Origin of the sequence: Actinacidiphila epipremni, from assembly GCF_012034175.1 — a bacterium.
Lineage (GTDB): Bacteria > Actinomycetota > Actinomycetes > Streptomycetales > Streptomycetaceae > Actinacidiphila > Actinacidiphila epipremni.
Genome location: NZ_JAATEJ010000003.1, coordinates 382480 through 398026, shown reverse-complemented (window position 1 = coordinate 398026; position 15547 = coordinate 382480). Strand labels below are relative to the sequence as shown.

Here is a 15547-nt window from a genome sequence, read left to right as displayed (position 1 = left end):
GATGGGTCAGGCGCGGCGGGGCGCCGGAATCGGCAGGGGTGGCGCTATGACGTGCTCGGCGGCGGCGAACACCGCTCGGGCGAGGGCCTGCTGAGCAGTGGCGCCTTGGTCACGCTGGGCCCGGTACGTGCCGGCCAGCGTGTCGCCAGCCCCGGTCACGTCGCGAGCAGCGCGGGTCGGCGGCCGGGCCTCGGCGACTGCCCGCCCGGACTCGAGAACGCGCGCCGTGCGGGGGCCGTCAGTGATCACGACTTCCTGCAAGTGGGAGACATCGACCAGGCCCCGGAGTGCCTGGTATTCGGCTGCGTTGACGAAGACGGTGGACGCCTCCGCCAGCCAGGGAAGGGCCTCCCGGATCAGCGGTGCTGCGCTGGGCAGGTAGAAGTCGAGGCTGAAGTCGGCCCGCCGCCTCGCCAGCTCGGCGAGGACCGTGCGGACGCCGAGAGGGCGCCGGCAGCAGACGTGGTACGTGCCGCCGGCGGAGCGGGCCAGATGTGCGAGCACGTGGTCGGTGAGTCCCTCGGCGACGCCGTAGTCCGTGCTGATCGCGAGCAGTTCGCCGGCCCCGTCGTAGGTGAGGCCGAACGACGGCGACGGGCCGACAAGTCGGGATGCCGCCGACCAGTCCAGCGCCGCGAAGTCGGCTGCCTCCGGGAGGTGGGCGAGGTCGTCACCCAAGACGCAGATCGGTCCGGCTCGGAGTCCGGCCCGGGTGGCGGCCAGCGAGGTCAGCAGTGCGGCGCCGCCGAGGCTGACGCCTCCCCGGCCGTCGGGGTAACGCGTCGTGTCGCGGGAGACGTTGCCGATCACGGCCAGTGCGGTCACGTTCCGCGCTTCCGGTGGGGGCAGTCGACCACCTGCGTGCACACCGGTCGGCGGGTGCACAGTCGAGGGGACGGGCCGTTGAGGTAGAGGCGCTTGAAGTAGATGAGGACCAGGTGGACCCACCAGGTCGGCTCGGCGCCGTCCGGGATGGTGACCGCGTACTCGTGCTGGACCGCGAGTGCCCGGAAGTCGTCGCGGTGCGCGTGGACCGCCGCTTCGAGGATGTGCCGGAACCTCTCGTGAGCCACCGCACCGCTGGGCAGCTCGATACCGAGGGCGGGCGCGAGTTTGCCGACCATGCCGGAGTCCACCGGGACGATGCCGCTGTGATAGCCGCGGGCGTTGAGCAGGGCGCACTGCGCGACCTTGAAGGAGGCGCCGCGCACCCGTTCGGCGAAGTCCGCCACGAGGTCGTCGACGCTCGCGGTGGGAGACGACGGATCGATCGCCTGCTTGTCCCACAACGTGCACAGGTCGACGAGCGAGCGCAGGTAGTCGATCCGAGCCCGGGGCAGGCCGATCGGCCGGACCAGCGCGCCGAGGTCGTCGTCCGACGCGTTCGCCAGTACGTCGAACCCGCGGGCGTCGGCTGCCAGGATGACGTGCCGGTAGGTCTCCACCATCCGGTAGGACACCCGGGTGGACCAGCCGGCGGCAAGCATGCGCATGCGGTGATCGGTGGTGGACAGCGGCCACCACCGGTTGTCGTCGTGGTTGGCCTCGGCCTCGGTGCGGACGTCGGGCAGGGCGGCGGCCCGTTCGACAAGTCGGTGGATGCGCCGGTTGTCGATCGCGCGGGGCCTTGGACGTTCGAGGGTCACAGGGTTGCTCCGGCGGAAAGGCGGGCTGCGAGCAGCCCGATGGCGAGATTGGACGTGATCACGGGCTTGCCAGTCGCCTGCTCCACGTCCTGGACGACTGGCAGGGTGTGCCACCCGGTGCACGACAGCACGACGGCGTCGGCCGCCTGCACCGCCCCCTCCGGCAGGGCGCTGACCAGGGCCAGCACTTTCTCCGCACTGACCGCCGGATAGCCGTCGTCGAGCCCCAGACTCACGTGGGCCAGGACGTCGATGCCAGCCTTGGCCAGAGCGTCGCTCTCCGCCGCGGTCACCGGGCTCGGGTATGGCGTGGCCAGGACGACCCGCCCCAGTCGGGCCGAGGTCAGGGTGCCGACCAGGGCGTCGAACGCGGTGACGACGCCGGGCGGCATCTCGGGACCGCCGGTGAACCCAGCCGAGGTGCAGGCGAGGACGACCGCGTCCAGCGGCACGTGCGACAACGAGTCCAGCGCCCCGGCGGCGGCTTCGCGCAGGCCGCTCCAGAAGATGTGGTCGACCGCCGTGGTCCGTGACTCCGGCACGAGGCGGGCGTGGTGGAAGACCGTGTGCGTCAGGCCCAGGCGCGGGAGTTCGGTCTCGACAGCGACGTTGGCCCAGGGCAGCAGCACCCCGACGCGGACCGTGCGGCTGCTGCCCTCGTCGAGCCTGGCGAGCAGGTCGAGGGTGCCCTCAGGCGGCTGCGGCAAGGCGCTCTCCGTAAATCATCCGAGGGGCATGGCCGGTGACGGTGAGGTCGCCAGTGGTTCCCAGGGGGGTGGCGGTGTCGCGCTCGATGATCTGGATCGAGTACGAGCCCAGGCGGCGCCACCATGTGCCGCTCTGGCCGACGAAGTAGGAGTGCAGTCCCGGGATGCACAACCCGGTGGGGTACACACGTTCTTTCATCGGCTGGTCCCAGCCGAAGTCGATGTCCGCCTTCCAGGAGGCGAAGTGCTCGGCGGACGGCAGCGGGTCCTGTCGGCCGAGGGCGGCCAGCGGCGTTCCCGGGAAGGCTCGGGCCAGCCGGACGTTGGTGCGGTGGCACAGGAGCCCTGCGTCGAGGATCCGGCTGAGGCCCAGAAGGTTGGCGACGTGGGTGCCGTGGGTTTCGCCGGGCAGTCCGTAGATCAGGTTCAGGCCGGGCAGGAGCTTCGGCAGTCCGCCGGGGCCGCGGTCCGCTCCTGCCTCGTTGATGTGCTGGACCGCGCGCATCAGGATGTCGGGAGTGCACGTGAGGTTGTTGCGGTCGACGACGGCCGGATCGAAGGTCTCGATGCCCATCGGAGCGCAGTTTCCCTCGGTGCAGTGCTCGGCGACCAGCTTGGCGATCCGCGCCCCGACCGGGGCGGCCACGGCGAGTGGGTCCGCGTTGTCGATGTGGAGCACCTCCAGTTCCGGGCAACGCTCCCGAATACCGCCGAGCAGAGCCCGGATCGCTTCCTCGTCCCGGTTGCGGTAGGAGAAGAAGCAGGTCTGCTGGCCGAGCCGGAAGTTGCGGATTCCGGCCGCGTAGAGCTGGGCGGCCTCCTCCACGACGTCCTCGACGTCCCGGAAGGCGACGAGCGGCGACTTGGCCGGCTCGTTGCAGAAGTCGCAGAACTTCCGCCGCGTGCACCCGCGGTACAGCTCCAGTTCGGCGATCGGTCGCCACGGCATTTGCGCGACCAGCCTGCCGAAGTCCTCCCGGTCACCGCGCATCAGGTCGTACGGCGCCGCCTGGCGGCTGCCGAGGGTGATGTCCCTGGACGTGATGGTCGCCGCGTGCACGGCGTCGAACAGCCCGGCGTACTGCGCGGGGGCGTCGTTCACGTACGCCGACAGCGGCCCGAGAAGGCAGCGTCGGCCCCGGACGCACGCGAGGGCGCGGGCGATCTCCTCCGGCGAGCCGTTCACGGCGTGCAGGTGGACGGACGGCACCGCGTCACCGGCGACCACGACGACCAACCCGGCGTCACGCAGGAGCTGGATGGCGTTGTCGCGGTTGGCGGTGACGGAGTACGTCAGGGGATCGCTCTGCGGCGGTTCCACGGCGGGCCTTCCGCCCGCGAGGCACCAGCGGACGTCGTCGATCGTCAGGTACCGCAGGTCTGCGTCCGGCCGGGACCGCCGCAGGGCCGACCATGCGCTCCGCACGTACGTCGACAGGTAGGGCGGCACACCGAGGCCGCTCGGCTCGACAGTGAAGCAATCCAGGATCACGACTGGGCTCATCGTTCCCCTCCCTCTGCTGGGGCTGCCTCGGGCCACGGGTCTCCCGGAGCGCTGGACCGTCGCCCCCGCGCTTTCAGTCTCGGGCGGGGACAGGCTCCCGACGAGGGGTCGTCGGAGTTGTTCGGTTGCACAGGGGTTGTAAATCAGCTACCCGCGGTACGAAGGCTGGGACGCCGCGTGATCGACGGGGCATCATCAGAACATGGTCAGGAACAGAGGCCCTGCGGACGGGAACACCGCGCTGGGGTCGGCGATCCTCGAAGCCGGATGCTCTCACGCGGCCTTAGCCCGCAAGGTCAACGAACTCGGGCGGGCGCAGGGCGTGGTGTCGCGATACGACAAGGCGTCCGTGACCCGGTGGCTCAGCGGCATGGTCCCGCGGGGCCGGGCTCCGGAGTTCATTGCCGCTGCCCTGGCGGGATTCCTCGGCCGTCCGGTGTCGCAGGTCGATCTGGCCTTTCCCACCGAGCCGCAGCGCCCGGTCGTGGCCAAGGCGCTGACGTATCGTGAAGATGTGGCCGAAACGCTGCACATTCTCGCGGAGCTCGGCTCCACCGACATCTCGCGCCGCAGTCTGCTCGGGACCGTGCCGTTCGTGGCGACGGCCTTGATGGATCCGCAGCGCCAGTGGCTGCTCTGGCTCCTGGAGGAGGACCAGGCGCCGCGACTGGCCGCCGTTGCGGGCGGAGGTCCTGCGCAGCGAGTTCAGGCGATGATCGGCATGTTCGACGAGATGGACAACAGGTTCGGTGGCGGTGGCGTCCGGGCCAGCATCGTGCACTACCTCAGCACGGAGTTGACGCCGTTGCTGCAGCAGCACGGTACGCCGCCCCACCAGCGACGCCTCCTCTTCACGTCTGCGGCCAAACTCGCCGCGATGGCCGGGTGGTGCTCGTACGACTCCGCCGACTACGGCCTCGCACAGCGGTACATGACCCAGGCCCTGCGGCTGTGTGCAGAAGGCGGTGACCGCGTCCTCGGCGGTCAGATCCTGGCCGGCATGTCCCACCTGGCCACCAGCCTGGGGAACCCAGCCGAGGGGGTCTCGCTCGCCCGCGCCGGGATCGCCACGGCCAAGTCCGCGGGCAGTCCGCTCGGGCTGATGCGCTTGCACGCAATGGCCGCCCGTGGCCACGCCGCGCTGGGCGACTCCCAACCGGCGACCCGCTCCCTCGTCGCCGCGAACGCGGCTTTCGACCTGAGCCGTGGGGCGGACGAGGAGTCCCGCTGGGTCGGATATCTGGACCATCACTACCTGGAAGCGGAGGCCGCGCTCGTCCATCGCGATCTCGGTGAGTCCGCGGAGGCGGAGCGCCTGGCGGAAGCGTCCGTGCGGGCCAACGCCAACCGGCGCCGCCGACAGGCCATCAGCCGCTCCGTCCTGGCGACGGCCCTCTTCCAGCAGAACCGTCTGGACGAGGCCGTCGGAACGGCGACGCGTGCGCTCGACCAGTTGGGAGACGTCCACAGCGAGCGGTCGGTGCAGGCGCTCCGGGACTTCCGCTCCCGGCTCGCTCCTCGCCGGACCGAGGCTCTCGTGCGTGACTTCGAGCGGAAGGCTCGGCCGATTCTCGGCGAGGCCGCCTGAGGTCCGCTGATCAGTACCCGTCGGGTGTGGGGGCGTTCTGCCCCCGGTCCACAGGGATATTGGCCCCCGTCACTCCCCGGGACTCCGCCGACAGCAGGAAGGCGATCACATCGGCGACCTCCCGTGGGTCGACCAACTCTCGGCCGGGGAACTCGTCCCGGAACCGCTCGAAGGCAGCCGGGTCCCCCTCCCGCATCCGGTACCACCGCTTTCCCCGGATGAGCATCGACCCCGGGCTGACGGCGTTCACCCTGATGCCGTCGGCGCCAAGCTCCCGCGCCAGGGACGACACCATGTGGATCTGAGCAGCCTTGGCAGCACCGTACTGAGCCTGGGGACCAGGCCGGGAGCCGGAGATCGACGAGACCACCACGACGGACCCACCACCGGCGGCCCGCAGGTGGGGAGCCACCGCCCCGATGAGCCGGGCGGCGTGGCCCGCGTTCAATTCCCAGGTCGTCGCCCAGTCCTGATGCGTGGCCTCGCCGACACCGCGGCCCCGCGCTCCGCCGGCGCTTGCAACGGCTCCGTCCAGACCGCCCAGCTCGTCGGCTGCCTCCGCGACGAAGGTCTCGACAGCCCCAGATTCGACGAGGTCAAGAACTCGCGTGACCAGCCGGTGTCGATCGCCAGGCTCAACGGCGTCACGTAGGGCGTCGAGGTGATCGGCCGTCCGCCCGCAGGTTGCGACAACGGCCCCCTCGGAGAGCAGCAGCCGGACCACTTGCTCTCCAAGGCCACGGGAACCACCGGTCACCACCATTCGGCGCCCTTCGAAGCGACCGCCCCGCCCACCCGCTGCGCTGGTCTCCCTGATGGTGGACATCGCTTCCTCCTGGTGCCTTCCTGCATCCCCGCCTGCTTGATTACACCCCCTGTTGCCCCTGCTGCGAGCGGTGCCGAGACGGTTCTGTGGATGCCTACCACTTCAAGGACCTACGGCGAGGCTGTCGCCGGTCCGTGTGCCGGCGATCCGCCTCGCCTCCGGCAGGGCGACCCGAATCGAGAACGAGTAGAGAGCCAGCAGCCGAACGCTCCCCTCCGACCGGGAGGTACATCGTGTCCCAGGCATCACCCTTGATCAGCATCCTGACGTTGGCGGATACGCCCAGTTCGCCCGCCTCGGCTCGACGGCACGTCGCGGACGTGCTGCCGGGCTGGAAGGTGTGCTCCGAGGAGACCGTCGAGACGACCGCCTCGTGGTGTCCGAGCTGGTCACCAACGCGATCCGTCACCCGGGGGCGGCGGCCAGCTCACTCCCATCCGGCCCCGACCCAGTAAGCGCCATCGAGCTGACGCTGGAGGCCACCGACTCGATGGTGCGGATCTCGGTACGGGACCGAGATCCGACACCACCTCGGTTGAAGGAAGTCGGCGTCGAAGCAGCCGGAGGAAGAGGCATCTTCCTCGTGGCAGCCTTCCCGGCACCCAGCACTCCACAGCCCGAACCGGGCTGGCTTGCCGAGGTGGACGCAGGACATCGGCCGTGCTTCCGCTCCGCAACGGCCCAAGGACAGTACGGGAAGGTGCACAGTCTGCGGCAGCGGTTGTGTATGACGGGGCTGCGGTGCCAGGTCTGCGGCGGGCCGGCCGACCGCACCGCCGACGGCGTGCTCTGGCTCCTCGACGCTCCGGCCGGCGACCTGAGGCCCGGAGCCGAACACACCGCCCACCCGCCGGTCTGCCGCCCCTGCGCCCACCGGGCCGTACGGTCCTGCGCCCACCTGCGAGCCCGATACGTGGCTGTGCGAGCCTCGGCATTTAGATTGCGTCCGATCCGGTCAACGCTCGGCCCGACCAAACCGGAGTATGGCCCAATCTCACCGCGCAGCCACGGCCCCATTCCGGGCGGCGTGGTGGGGTCTGTGGCTCCGGAAACCTCCCAGTCGTCAGCTCAGGCGACGATGTGTCCGCCGACGCCGGCGGCTGCCGCGAACCTGCATCGAAGACTTGCGGGACGACGCTTGCGCACGCCAACGCGGCGTGTGCCGCTGACGCCATGCGCAGTCGTGTACATACCTTCCATGGTCTGACACCCATCCTCCGCACGTCATGTGCATTTCGAGGAAGTCCCCCCGCGCCCCTGAAATGCACCTCGCGGCGCAAACCGCAGCCCTCCCCGCGAGAGCCCGTGCGGCGGCAGCCGTAGCCGTACCCTCCCTGAGGGCAACCTGAGGGCGGGGCTCGGGCGTTAGGGAGGTGTGGGAGGGAAGCGTGGGCGAGGCCGGGTTCGAGGAGTTCATCGCGGCGCGCAGCCAACGGCTGCTGCGCGTCGCATGGCTGCTCACCGGCGACGCGCACCTCGCAGAGGACTTGCTCCAGACCGTCCTGGCCAAGGTCTGGCCCAAGTGGCCCCGCATCGCCGACGAGAACCCGGAAGCGTACGTCCGCCAGGCCCTGGTGCACACGCACGCCTCGTGGTGGCGCCGCCGATGGCGCGGCGAGGTGCCGCACGGCGATGTGCCGGACCTGGCGCTGGCGCAGGACGCCTACGCCGGTGTGGACCTGGAGCAGGCGCTCGCGACCGCCGTACGGGCCCTGCCGCTGCGGCAGCGCGCGGTCGTCGTACTGCGCTACTTCGAGGACCTGAGCGTGACCGAGACGGCGGAGGCGCTGGGGTGTACCGAGGGCACGGTCAAGAGCCAGTCGGCCAAGGCCCTGCGCACCCTGCGCGGCCTGCTCCCGGCAACGGCACTGGCGGACGGGGGCGAGCGATGACGGAACGCGAACCGGCTCCCGCCGGGGAGCAGGCGTGGCGCGGGCGGGCGGAACTCGGCCGGGCTCCCGGCCGGGAGCGGTTGGTGCCGCGGCGTGTCCGCAGCGGACCGGCTCCCACCACGACGCCGGCGTGGCGGGCTCCCGGCCGGGAGCAGTCGGGGCAGCGGCGTGCCCGTAGCGGGTCGGGTCCTGGCGCCGGGCGGCGGCTGAGTGCTCTGGCCGGCGGGTGGGGGGTGGGCCGTGGGTGAGGGAGCCCCCCTCGGGGAGGCGGAAGAAGCGGCGTTGCGGGCCCTGCTGGAGCGGGGCGTGCCGCAGCTGGGTGCGCCCGCGCAGCGGTTGGAGCGGGTACGGGAGCGGGTGCGGCGGCGGAGGAGGCGGGCCGCGGCGGTGGCGGGGGGCGCCGTGCTGGCCGTCGCGGCGGGGTTGCTGGCCGTGCCGGGGCTGGTGCGGACGGGCGGCGGGGTCAGTGCCGCGCCGCCCGCGGGGGTGCGGGGGAGCACACCGCCGGCGACCGCGCCGACGGGTACGACCATGCCCCCGGCGACCGGCGAGGGCGGCTACCGCCCGGCCGGCATGGGCGGGCTGCTCATGCGTATGCCCGCCGGCTGGCACACCCTGCCGGATCCGGCGACGTCGAGCGTCTTCACGTCCACGCAGGACCTCGCGCTGCCCGAGGGCGGCTGCGCCCACGCGCGGGACGGCTTCTGTACCCCGCTGGTGCGGGCCCTGGCCAAGGGCGGCGCGCTGGTGATGTTCCGGGAGCAGAAGTACGGCCAGGCCGGCAAGATGCACGACCTGGCGCTGCCGGTCGAGGAGCAGGCGCCCTACCAGGCGTGCCGTACGGTCGGCGGCACCCGCCAGCTGACCCGTACCCTCCCCGACGAGAGCGGCTCGGACCTGGTCGTGTGGATCGTGGCCTGCATGGCCGAGCCCACGGACGAGCAGTTCGCCGCCGCCCGGCAGATCCTCTCGACGGCAGCCTTCACATGACCACCCGCCGCACGACCCGAGCGATCGCCCGCCGCATGACCGCCCGCACGACCACCCGGACGCCCGCCTGGAATCCGACCCGCCGCACGGCCCGAGCGATCGCCCGCCGCATGACCATCCGCCGCATGACCCGAGCGATCGCCCGCCGCACGACCACCCGGGCGCCCGCCCGGACGCCCGCCCCCGCGCCGACCGACCGCCCGACCCGAGCGCCCGCTCCCACCCGCCGCACCGCCCTGCTCGCCCTCGCCGGCAGCGTGCTGCTGCTCGCCGGCTGTGGCGACGACGGCCTAGGTGCGCGGCCCTCGCGGGTGCCCGACGAGGGGCCGTTGCGGACGGTGCCCGCCGAGGTCACGGCGGGCACCGGCTACCGTACGGACGACGCCGCCGACGCCGACGCTGTCATGCCGCCGCGGCCGGATCCCCGCCGAAGCGGGCCACGAATGCCGCCAGGTCGTCCTCGGTGATCTTCGCGAAGAGCACCGGCGGCAGCGTGAACGGCGTGCCGGCCGGCACGAAGTCCAGCGCCCTGGCCTCCTGCGCGGTGACCCAGCGGGCGTCGTCCGCGGGCAGTTGGAAGGCCGCCCGCATCGCCGCGGCCGAGGCCGGGATGAAGGGCTCGGAGACGACGGCGTAGAGGTGGATGAGGTTCATCGCCGTGCGCAGCGTGAGGGCCGCGCCGTCCTGGTCGGTCTTGACGGCCGTCCAGGGCGCCTTCTCCTCCAGGTAGGAGTTGCCCGCGCTCCACAGCGCGCGCAGCGACTGCGCGGCCTTGCGGAACTGCAGGGTCTCCATGTGGCCCTCGTACTCCGCGAGCAGCGTGGCGACCTGCTCGCCGAGCTTGGCCTCGGCCGCGCCGGCCGGCGCGCCCTGCGGCACCTGCTCACCGAAGCGCTTGCGCGAGAAGGACAGCACGCGGTTGACGAAGTTGCCGAGCGTGTCGGCGAGGTCCTTGTTGACGCCCGCGGTGAACAGCTCCCACGTGAAGGACGCGTCGTCGGACTCGGGCGCGTTGGCCATCAGGAAGTAGCGCCAGTAGTCGGCGGGCAGCACGTCGAGGGCGGCGTCGGTGAAGACCCCGCGGCGCTGCGAGGTGGAGAACTTGCCGCCGTAGTAGGTGAGCCAGTTGAAGGATTTGACGTAGTCCACCTTCTTCCACGGCTCCCTGGTTCCGATCTCGGTTGCGGGGAACATGACCGTGTGGAACGGGACGTTGTCCTTGGCCATGAACTGCGTGTAGCGGACGTCGTCGGCCTCGTACCACCACGACTGCCAGTCGCGCGTCTCGCCCTCGGGCGCGGCGTCGGCCCACTCCTTCGTGGAACCGATGTACTCGATCGGCGCGTCGAACCAGACGTAGAAGACCTTGCCTTCTGCCGCCAGCTCCGGCCAGGTGTCGGCGGGCACCGGGACGCCCCAGTCGAGGTCGCGCGTGATGGCGCGGTCGTGCAGGCCCTCGGTGAGCCACTTGCGGGCGATCGAGGACGACAGGGTCGGCCAGTCGGCGCTGTTCGCGTCGAGCCAGGACTCGACCTCGGCGGCGAGCTTGGACTGGAGGAGGAAGAGGTGCTTGGTGTCCCTGACCTCCAGCGCGGTGCTGCCGCTGATCGCCGAGCGGGGCTCGATGAGGTCGGTGGGGTCCAGGACGCGGGTGCAGTTCTCGCACTGGTCGCCGCGGGCCTTGTCGTAGCCGCAGTGCGGGCAGGTGCCGACGATGTAGCGGTCGGGCAGGAAGCGCTCGTCGGCCAGCGAGTAGACCTGGCGGATCGCCCGCTCCTCGATGAAGCCGTTCTCGTTCAGCCGGCGGGCGAAGCGCTGGGTGATCTCGACGTTCTGCCCGGAGGAGCTGCGGCCGAAGTGGTCGAAGGACAGCTGGAAGCCGTCGTAGATCGCTTTCTGGGCGTCGTGCGCCTGCGCGCAGAAGGCGTCGACGGGAAGTCCGGCCTCCTTGGCGGCGAGTTCGGCCGGGGTGCCGTGTTCGTCCGTCGCGCAGATGTAGAGGACGTCGTGCCCGCGCTGGCGCAGATAGCGGGCGTAGACGTCCGCGGGGAGCATGGACCCCACCATGTTGCCCAGGTGCTTGATCCCGTTGATATAGGGCAGGGCTGAGGTGATGAGGTGACGAGCCATTGCAGGCTGCTCCCAATTCGTAGCGTGGAGTGAGGAATTCATCTACGGACCGTCAATCGTATCGGACCGTAGCGGGGGGACCGCCACCGCATTCGCATTCCGGTCAGGTTCAGGTCAGAGCGGGCGTACGTCGATCACGCACATCACGCGGTGTGACTGCACGTGCACTTGCACGTGCACATGCACGTGCTCGCGCCGCGAGTTATCATCTCCTGTACCACAGGGCACTTATGGGGAGTGGCTGATGCGCCGGGCACACAATGGAATGGCCGCGGATGACCTCGCGGGCGTGGTCTGGCAGAAGAGCAAGCACAGCAATGCCAATGGCACGTGCATGGAGTTCGCCGCACTCCCGGACGGGGAGGTGGCGGTACGCAATTCGCGCTTTCCGGACGGCCCCGCGCTGATTTACACCCGGGCCGAGATCGAGTCGATGATCATCGGTGTGAAGGCGGGCGAGTTCGACCACCTGATGCCGAGCTGACGGGGAGCCGGCCCGGCGGAGCGGCTACCGGTGCGGGCCGGCCGGCGCGATCAGGAACAGCGCCCAGACCACCTTGCCCGTCGTCCCCAGCGGGTGCCATCCCCAGTTCTCGCTGAACGAGTCCACCAGGTGCAGCCCGCGGCCGGTCTCGGCCACGAAGTCCGGGTCCTTGGCCACCGGCGCCACCCCGCTGGGGTCGCGTACCGCGCACACCACCCGGCTGGTCCAGCGGGCCAGGCTCAGCCGTACGGGCGTACCGGGCGTGCCCGGCGGCACGGCGTACCGCAGCGCGTTGGTGACCAGCTCCGAGGCGACCAGCTCCATGCAGTCCAGCAGCACCGACAGGTCCCAGCGCTGAAGAGTCGTACGGGTGAAGCGGCGCGCGTCGCGCACCGACTCCAGGGCGGCGGGCAGTTCGCACGTGGCGCCGTCACCCGCGGCAAGACGCTCGGGCGCGAGCACGCCTTGCCATAACGGGTACAGCGCGGGTGCGGCCTCTGCGTTCATACGTGCCCCCGGAGTATCTGCACGGTGTCCATGCTCATGGATCGGTACCCGAGGATGCAAGGGCGTCTGCACGTGCATCTGCAAGGAATTGATGCACGTGACATTGGAGAGTGACGGGATGGGTACTGCGCGCGACCCATTAGTGGCAGACTGCTGATGAACCAAGGGCGGAGCGTGACTTATGAGCGCAGGGCAGCCGGGAGGCGGGTCCATCGTGCGACGAATGCTGCTCGGAGCGCAGCTGCGGAGGCTGCGCGAGTCGCGGGGGATCACCAGGGAGGACGCCGGGTACTCCATCCGGGCGTCGGAGTCGAAGATCAGCCGCATGGAGCTGGGAAGAGTCAGCTTCAAGGAGCGGGATGTCGCCGATCTGCTGACGCTGTACGGCGTCACCGAGGAGGATGAGCGGCTCGCCATGCTGGGACTGGTACGGGAAGCCAACGCGGCCGGCTGGTGGCACGGCTACGGCGAGGTGATGCCGACCTGGTTCCAGACCTATGTCGGCCTGGAGGAGTCCGCCGCGCTGATCCGGGTCTTCGAGGTGCAGTTCGTGCACGGCCTGTTGCAGACGGAGGACTACATAAGGCAGGTGATCCGGCTTGGTCACCCTGAAGGAGCCGACGCCTGGGTCGAGCGCCGGGTCGGACTACGCCTGGAGCGGCAGAAGCTGCTGGTCTCCGAGCGGGCGCCGCACTTCGTCGCCGTCATGGACGAGGGGGCGCTGCGCCGGCCGTTCGGCACCCGGCAGGTGATGCGCGACCAGATCAGCCACATCCTGGAGGCCGCCGAGGCGCCCAACATCGAGGTGCGGGTGCTGCCCTTCGCCACCGGCGGGCACGCCGCGGGCGGCGGGGCGTTCACGCTGCTGAGCTTCCCCGAGTCGGACCTGCCGGACCTGGTCTACCTGGAGCAGCTGACCGGCGCGCTCTACATCGACAAGCACGACGAGGTCGTGGAGTACGACAAGGCGATGAACGCGCTCAGCACGATCGCCCTCGACCCCGCGGACTCGCTCGACTGGCTGGCCGCGCTCCAGCGGGAGATGTGATCGCAGGAGATGTGACCTTTCGTCGTTTTTCGGCCGATCTTCACCCGTACGTGTGAACAACGGTCCGGTTTGCCCCGCGCGCTCTCCCTGCGCGGGCCGCGTCGCCGCTACGGTTACGCGAGTCACTGCAGGGGGACGGGGGACGCGGGTGAACGACGACCACGTAACTCCGCCGCCGACCGCGTACGCGCGGACGTACCGGCTCGCGCGCACCACCGTCGTGGAGCTTGCCGGCGAGATCGACCTGGGCAGCGCGCACGGCGTGCACCCGCACCTGGACGCCGCCGCGCTCACCCCCGTCGCACCGCTGGTCGTCTTCAACCTCGGGCCGCTGGAGTTCATCGACTGCTACGGCCTGACGCTGCTGGTCCGCGCCCGCCGCCGGGTCCTGGACCGCGGCGGCCGGACCGCGATGGTGTGCGCCCACCCGCCGACGCTGCGGCTGCTGCGGATGACCGGACTCGACCTGCTCTTCCGGCCGGTCCGCACCCTGGACGAGGCGCTGCGCCCGCCCGGCTGAGAATCCGGTGGCAATTACTCCACGCTTCTCCCAGGTCACCCAAATGTTGACGCCGTACAGTGTCTGGCTGGACAAACGTCCGTCCGGCCGCAATGTGACGCGCGTCATACGGCAGCGCCGGGGCAACTGATAGAAGTTGGGGCTTCGTCGTGATGTGTGCGCGTGCCACAGGACCGAAGGTGTAAAGGGCTAATGGGCGTTCGTGGGCGCAAACCGGAACGGAAGCACAGCCGCAAACGCTGGATCATCGCGATCGTGGTCTCGTTCGTGGTGCTGGTCGTCGGCGGCGCCGGGGTCATCTACCTCAAGCTCAACGCGAACATCGACACGTTCGACGCCGCCGGGCTGAGCAAGGACCGCCCCGCCGAGACGAAGGCCGACGCCAACGGCGACAAGGCCGTCAACGTCCTGCTCATAGGCTCCGACACCCGCGCCGGTGAGAACGGCAAGCTCGGTGGATCCGCGGCCGGGCCGATAGGCCGCTCCGACACCACGATCCTGCTGCACGTCTACCCCGACCACAAACACGCGGTCGGCATATCCATACCCCGCGACTCGCTGGTCAAGATACCCCCGTGTCTGCTGCCGGACGGCAAATGGTCCAAGGAGCAGCCGGCCGGAATGTTCAACTCCGCCTTCTCCGTGGGCAACACGGAGAAGGGAAACCCCGCCTGCACGCAGAACACCGTCGAGGAACTCTCCGGTATGCGGGTGGACCACACCATCGTCGTCGACTTCGCCGGCTTCGCCTCGATGACCTCCGCCGTGCACGGCGTCGACGTCTGCGTCCCCAACGACATCTACCAGGGGGACATGAACCCCAACCTCGGCCACAAGGGCAAGGTCGTCCTGCATGCCGGGATGCAGAACCTCCAGGGCCAGCAGGCACTGGACTACGTACGGGTCCGGCACGGGGTCGGCGACAACTCCGACGTCGGGCGCATGCTGCGCCAGCAGGCGTTCCTTTCCGCCCTGATCAAGAAGGTCAAGGGCCAGGGCATGAACCCCACGACGCTGCTGCCGCTGGCCAACGCGGCGACCAAGTCCCTCACGGTGGACCCCGGGCTCGGCAGCGCGGCCAAGCTGATGTCGTTCGGCCTGTCGCTGAAGAACATCGACCTGAACAACATCCAGTTCATCACCGCGCCGTGGAAGTACGCCGGCGCCCGTATCGACCTCGTCCACCCGGACGTCGACAACCTCTTCGCCGAACTGCGCGCCGACCGCACGCTCGACGGCGTGAACGCCTCCGGCAAGACCACGCCGACCGCCTCGCCGTCCGCGAGCGCGACGAAGGTCGACGGCACGGGGATCACGGTCTCCGTCTACAACGGCACCCTCACGACGGGCCTGGCCGGCAAGGCGGCGGACCTGCTCAAGGGCGACAACTTCACGGTGATGAACACGAGCAACGCGAAGTCGCGTGACCATGAGGTCACGCGGATCGAGTACGGGACCGGGGGCGAGGCCAAGGCGCAGACCGTGGCGAAGCTCTTCCCCGGCGCGGAGCTCGTGCCTCTCGACACGACGGGCGTCAACGTCGTCCTCGGCGCGGACTTCGCCAAGTCCCCGACCGCCTCCGCGAGCTCCACCCCGACACCGCTCCCCACCGACCTCACGAAGCAGGCCCGCTCCGCCGACGCCGACCCCTGCAGCAAGCTCAGCTACGGCTGACCGGACCCCTCGCCCGTGCCGGGCGGTGCCT

Annotated in this window: 16 protein-coding genes; 8 read left to right on the top strand and 8 right to left on the bottom strand. The window is 70.4% G+C overall.

Annotated features, from left to right (window positions below; genetic code table 11):
* Positions 1–6 precede the first annotated feature (6 nt).
* Genes HCN08_RS06920 through HCN08_RS06905 form a run of 4 tightly spaced genes read right to left on the bottom strand, consistent with a single transcriptional unit; the run spans position 7 to position 3857 of the window.
* A complete protein-coding gene (locus tag HCN08_RS06920) occupies positions 7–825 on the bottom strand; it encodes a PfkB family carbohydrate kinase (protein ID WP_167981969.1) in 819 nt (272 codons plus the stop codon).
* Positions 822–1646, bottom strand: a complete 825-nt coding sequence (locus HCN08_RS06915) for a hypothetical protein (protein WP_167981968.1) — start codon at positions 1644–1646, stop codon at positions 822–824. The genes HCN08_RS06920 and HCN08_RS06915 overlap by 4 nt, the downstream gene beginning before the upstream one ends.
* Positions 1643–2353 (bottom strand): maleate cis-trans isomerase family protein, encoded by a 711-nt coding sequence (locus HCN08_RS06910; RefSeq protein ID WP_167981967.1) that lies wholly within the window; start codon positions 2351–2353, stop codon positions 1643–1645. The genes HCN08_RS06915 and HCN08_RS06910 overlap by 4 nt, the downstream gene beginning before the upstream one ends.
* Complete coding sequence (locus HCN08_RS06905; protein WP_167981966.1) at positions 2337–3857, bottom strand: radical SAM protein; 1521 nt, start codon at positions 3855–3857, stop codon at positions 2337–2339. Before HCN08_RS06905 ends, HCN08_RS06910 begins: the two co-directional genes overlap by 17 nt.
* A gap of 202 nt (positions 3858–4059) precedes the next feature.
* Between HCN08_RS06905 and HCN08_RS06900 the strand changes: the two genes are divergently transcribed.
* Positions 4060–5445, top strand: coding sequence for a hypothetical protein (locus tag HCN08_RS06900; RefSeq protein WP_167981965.1), 1386 nt, complete (start codon positions 4060–4062; stop codon positions 5443–5445).
* Positions 5446–5455: 10 nt separating this feature from the next.
* Here the strand turns inward: HCN08_RS06900 and HCN08_RS06895 are convergent, their stop codons facing one another.
* Positions 5456–6271, bottom strand: a complete 816-nt coding sequence (locus HCN08_RS06895) for an SDR family NAD(P)-dependent oxidoreductase (RefSeq protein ID WP_167981964.1) — start codon at positions 6269–6271, stop codon at positions 5456–5458.
* Positions 6272–6611: 340 nt separating this feature from the next.
* Here HCN08_RS06895 and HCN08_RS36430 point away from each other — a divergent pair, with 340 nt between their 5' ends.
* From HCN08_RS36430 to HCN08_RS06885, 3 genes are all read left to right on the top strand, one after another.
* Positions 6612–7478, top strand: a complete 867-nt coding sequence (locus tag HCN08_RS36430; RefSeq protein WP_322974269.1) for an ATP-binding protein — start codon at positions 6612–6614, stop codon at positions 7476–7478.
* A 181-nt stretch (positions 7479–7659) separates the two neighbouring features.
* Entirely contained in the window at positions 7660–8163 is a 504-nt protein-coding gene (locus HCN08_RS06890) for a SigE family RNA polymerase sigma factor (protein WP_322974268.1), read from the top strand.
* Positions 8164–8403: 240 nt separating this feature from the next.
* Positions 8404–9153: a hypothetical protein gene (locus HCN08_RS06885; protein ID WP_167981962.1), complete on the top strand. Its 750-nt coding sequence runs from the start codon at positions 8404–8406 to the stop codon at positions 9151–9153.
* Here HCN08_RS06885 and HCN08_RS06880 read toward each other — a convergent pair.
* Positions 9146–9517, bottom strand: a complete 372-nt coding sequence (locus HCN08_RS06880; RefSeq protein WP_167981961.1) for a hypothetical protein — start codon at positions 9515–9517, stop codon at positions 9146–9148. The two genes, HCN08_RS06885 and HCN08_RS06880, sit on opposite strands and share 8 nt — an antisense overlap.
* A gap of 38 nt (positions 9518–9555) precedes the next feature.
* Complete coding sequence (metG, locus tag HCN08_RS06875) at positions 9556–11283, bottom strand: methionine--tRNA ligase (protein WP_167981960.1); 1728 nt, start codon at positions 11281–11283, stop codon at positions 9556–9558.
* Between the two features lie 244 nt (positions 11284–11527).
* Between metG and HCN08_RS06870 the strand changes: the two genes are divergently transcribed.
* Positions 11528–11767, top strand: a complete 240-nt coding sequence (locus tag HCN08_RS06870; RefSeq protein WP_167981959.1) for a DUF397 domain-containing protein — start codon at positions 11528–11530, stop codon at positions 11765–11767.
* A gap of 24 nt (positions 11768–11791) precedes the next feature.
* On the opposite strand, the gene HCN08_RS06865 is transcribed toward HCN08_RS06870, so the two are convergent.
* Positions 11792–12274 (bottom strand): ATP-binding protein, encoded by a 483-nt coding sequence (locus HCN08_RS06865; RefSeq protein WP_167981958.1) that lies wholly within the window; start codon positions 12272–12274, stop codon positions 11792–11794.
* A 181-nt stretch (positions 12275–12455) separates the two neighbouring features.
* Here HCN08_RS06865 and HCN08_RS06860 point away from each other — a divergent pair, with 181 nt between their 5' ends.
* From HCN08_RS06860 to HCN08_RS06850, 3 genes are all read left to right on the top strand, one after another.
* Positions 12456–13322, top strand: a complete 867-nt coding sequence (locus HCN08_RS06860; RefSeq protein WP_167981957.1) for a helix-turn-helix domain-containing protein — start codon at positions 12456–12458, stop codon at positions 13320–13322.
* A 148-nt stretch (positions 13323–13470) separates the two neighbouring features.
* A complete protein-coding gene (locus tag HCN08_RS06855; RefSeq protein WP_167981956.1) occupies positions 13471–13842 on the top strand; it encodes an anti-sigma factor antagonist in 372 nt (123 codons plus the stop codon).
* 255 nt (positions 13843–14097) lie between these two features.
* Positions 14098–15516 (top strand): LCP family protein, encoded by a 1419-nt coding sequence (locus HCN08_RS06850; protein WP_322974267.1) that lies wholly within the window; start codon positions 14098–14100, stop codon positions 15514–15516.
* Positions 15517–15547 lie beyond the last annotated feature (31 nt).

Coding starts and splice junctions, on each gene's coding strand:
- metG (WP_167981960.1), bottom strand. CDS start 11,283: ATGGCTCGTCACCTCATCACCTCAGCCCTGCCCTATATCAACGGGATC.
- HCN08_RS06905 (WP_167981966.1), bottom strand. CDS start 3,857: ATGAGCCCAGTCGTGATCCTGGATTGCTTCACTGTCGAGCCGAGCGGC.
- HCN08_RS06860 (WP_167981957.1), top strand. CDS start 12,456: ATGAGCGCAGGGCAGCCGGGAGGCGGGTCCATCGTGCGACGAATGCTG.
- HCN08_RS06895 (WP_167981964.1), bottom strand. CDS start 6,271: ATGTCCACCATCAGGGAGACCAGCGCAGCGGGTGGGCGGGGCGGTCGC.
- HCN08_RS06865 (WP_167981958.1), bottom strand. CDS start 12,274: ATGAACGCAGAGGCCGCACCCGCGCTGTACCCGTTATGGCAAGGCGTG.
- HCN08_RS06900 (WP_167981965.1), top strand. CDS start 4,060: ATGGTCAGGAACAGAGGCCCTGCGGACGGGAACACCGCGCTGGGGTCG.
- HCN08_RS06870 (WP_167981959.1), top strand. CDS start 11,528: ATGCGCCGGGCACACAATGGAATGGCCGCGGATGACCTCGCGGGCGTG.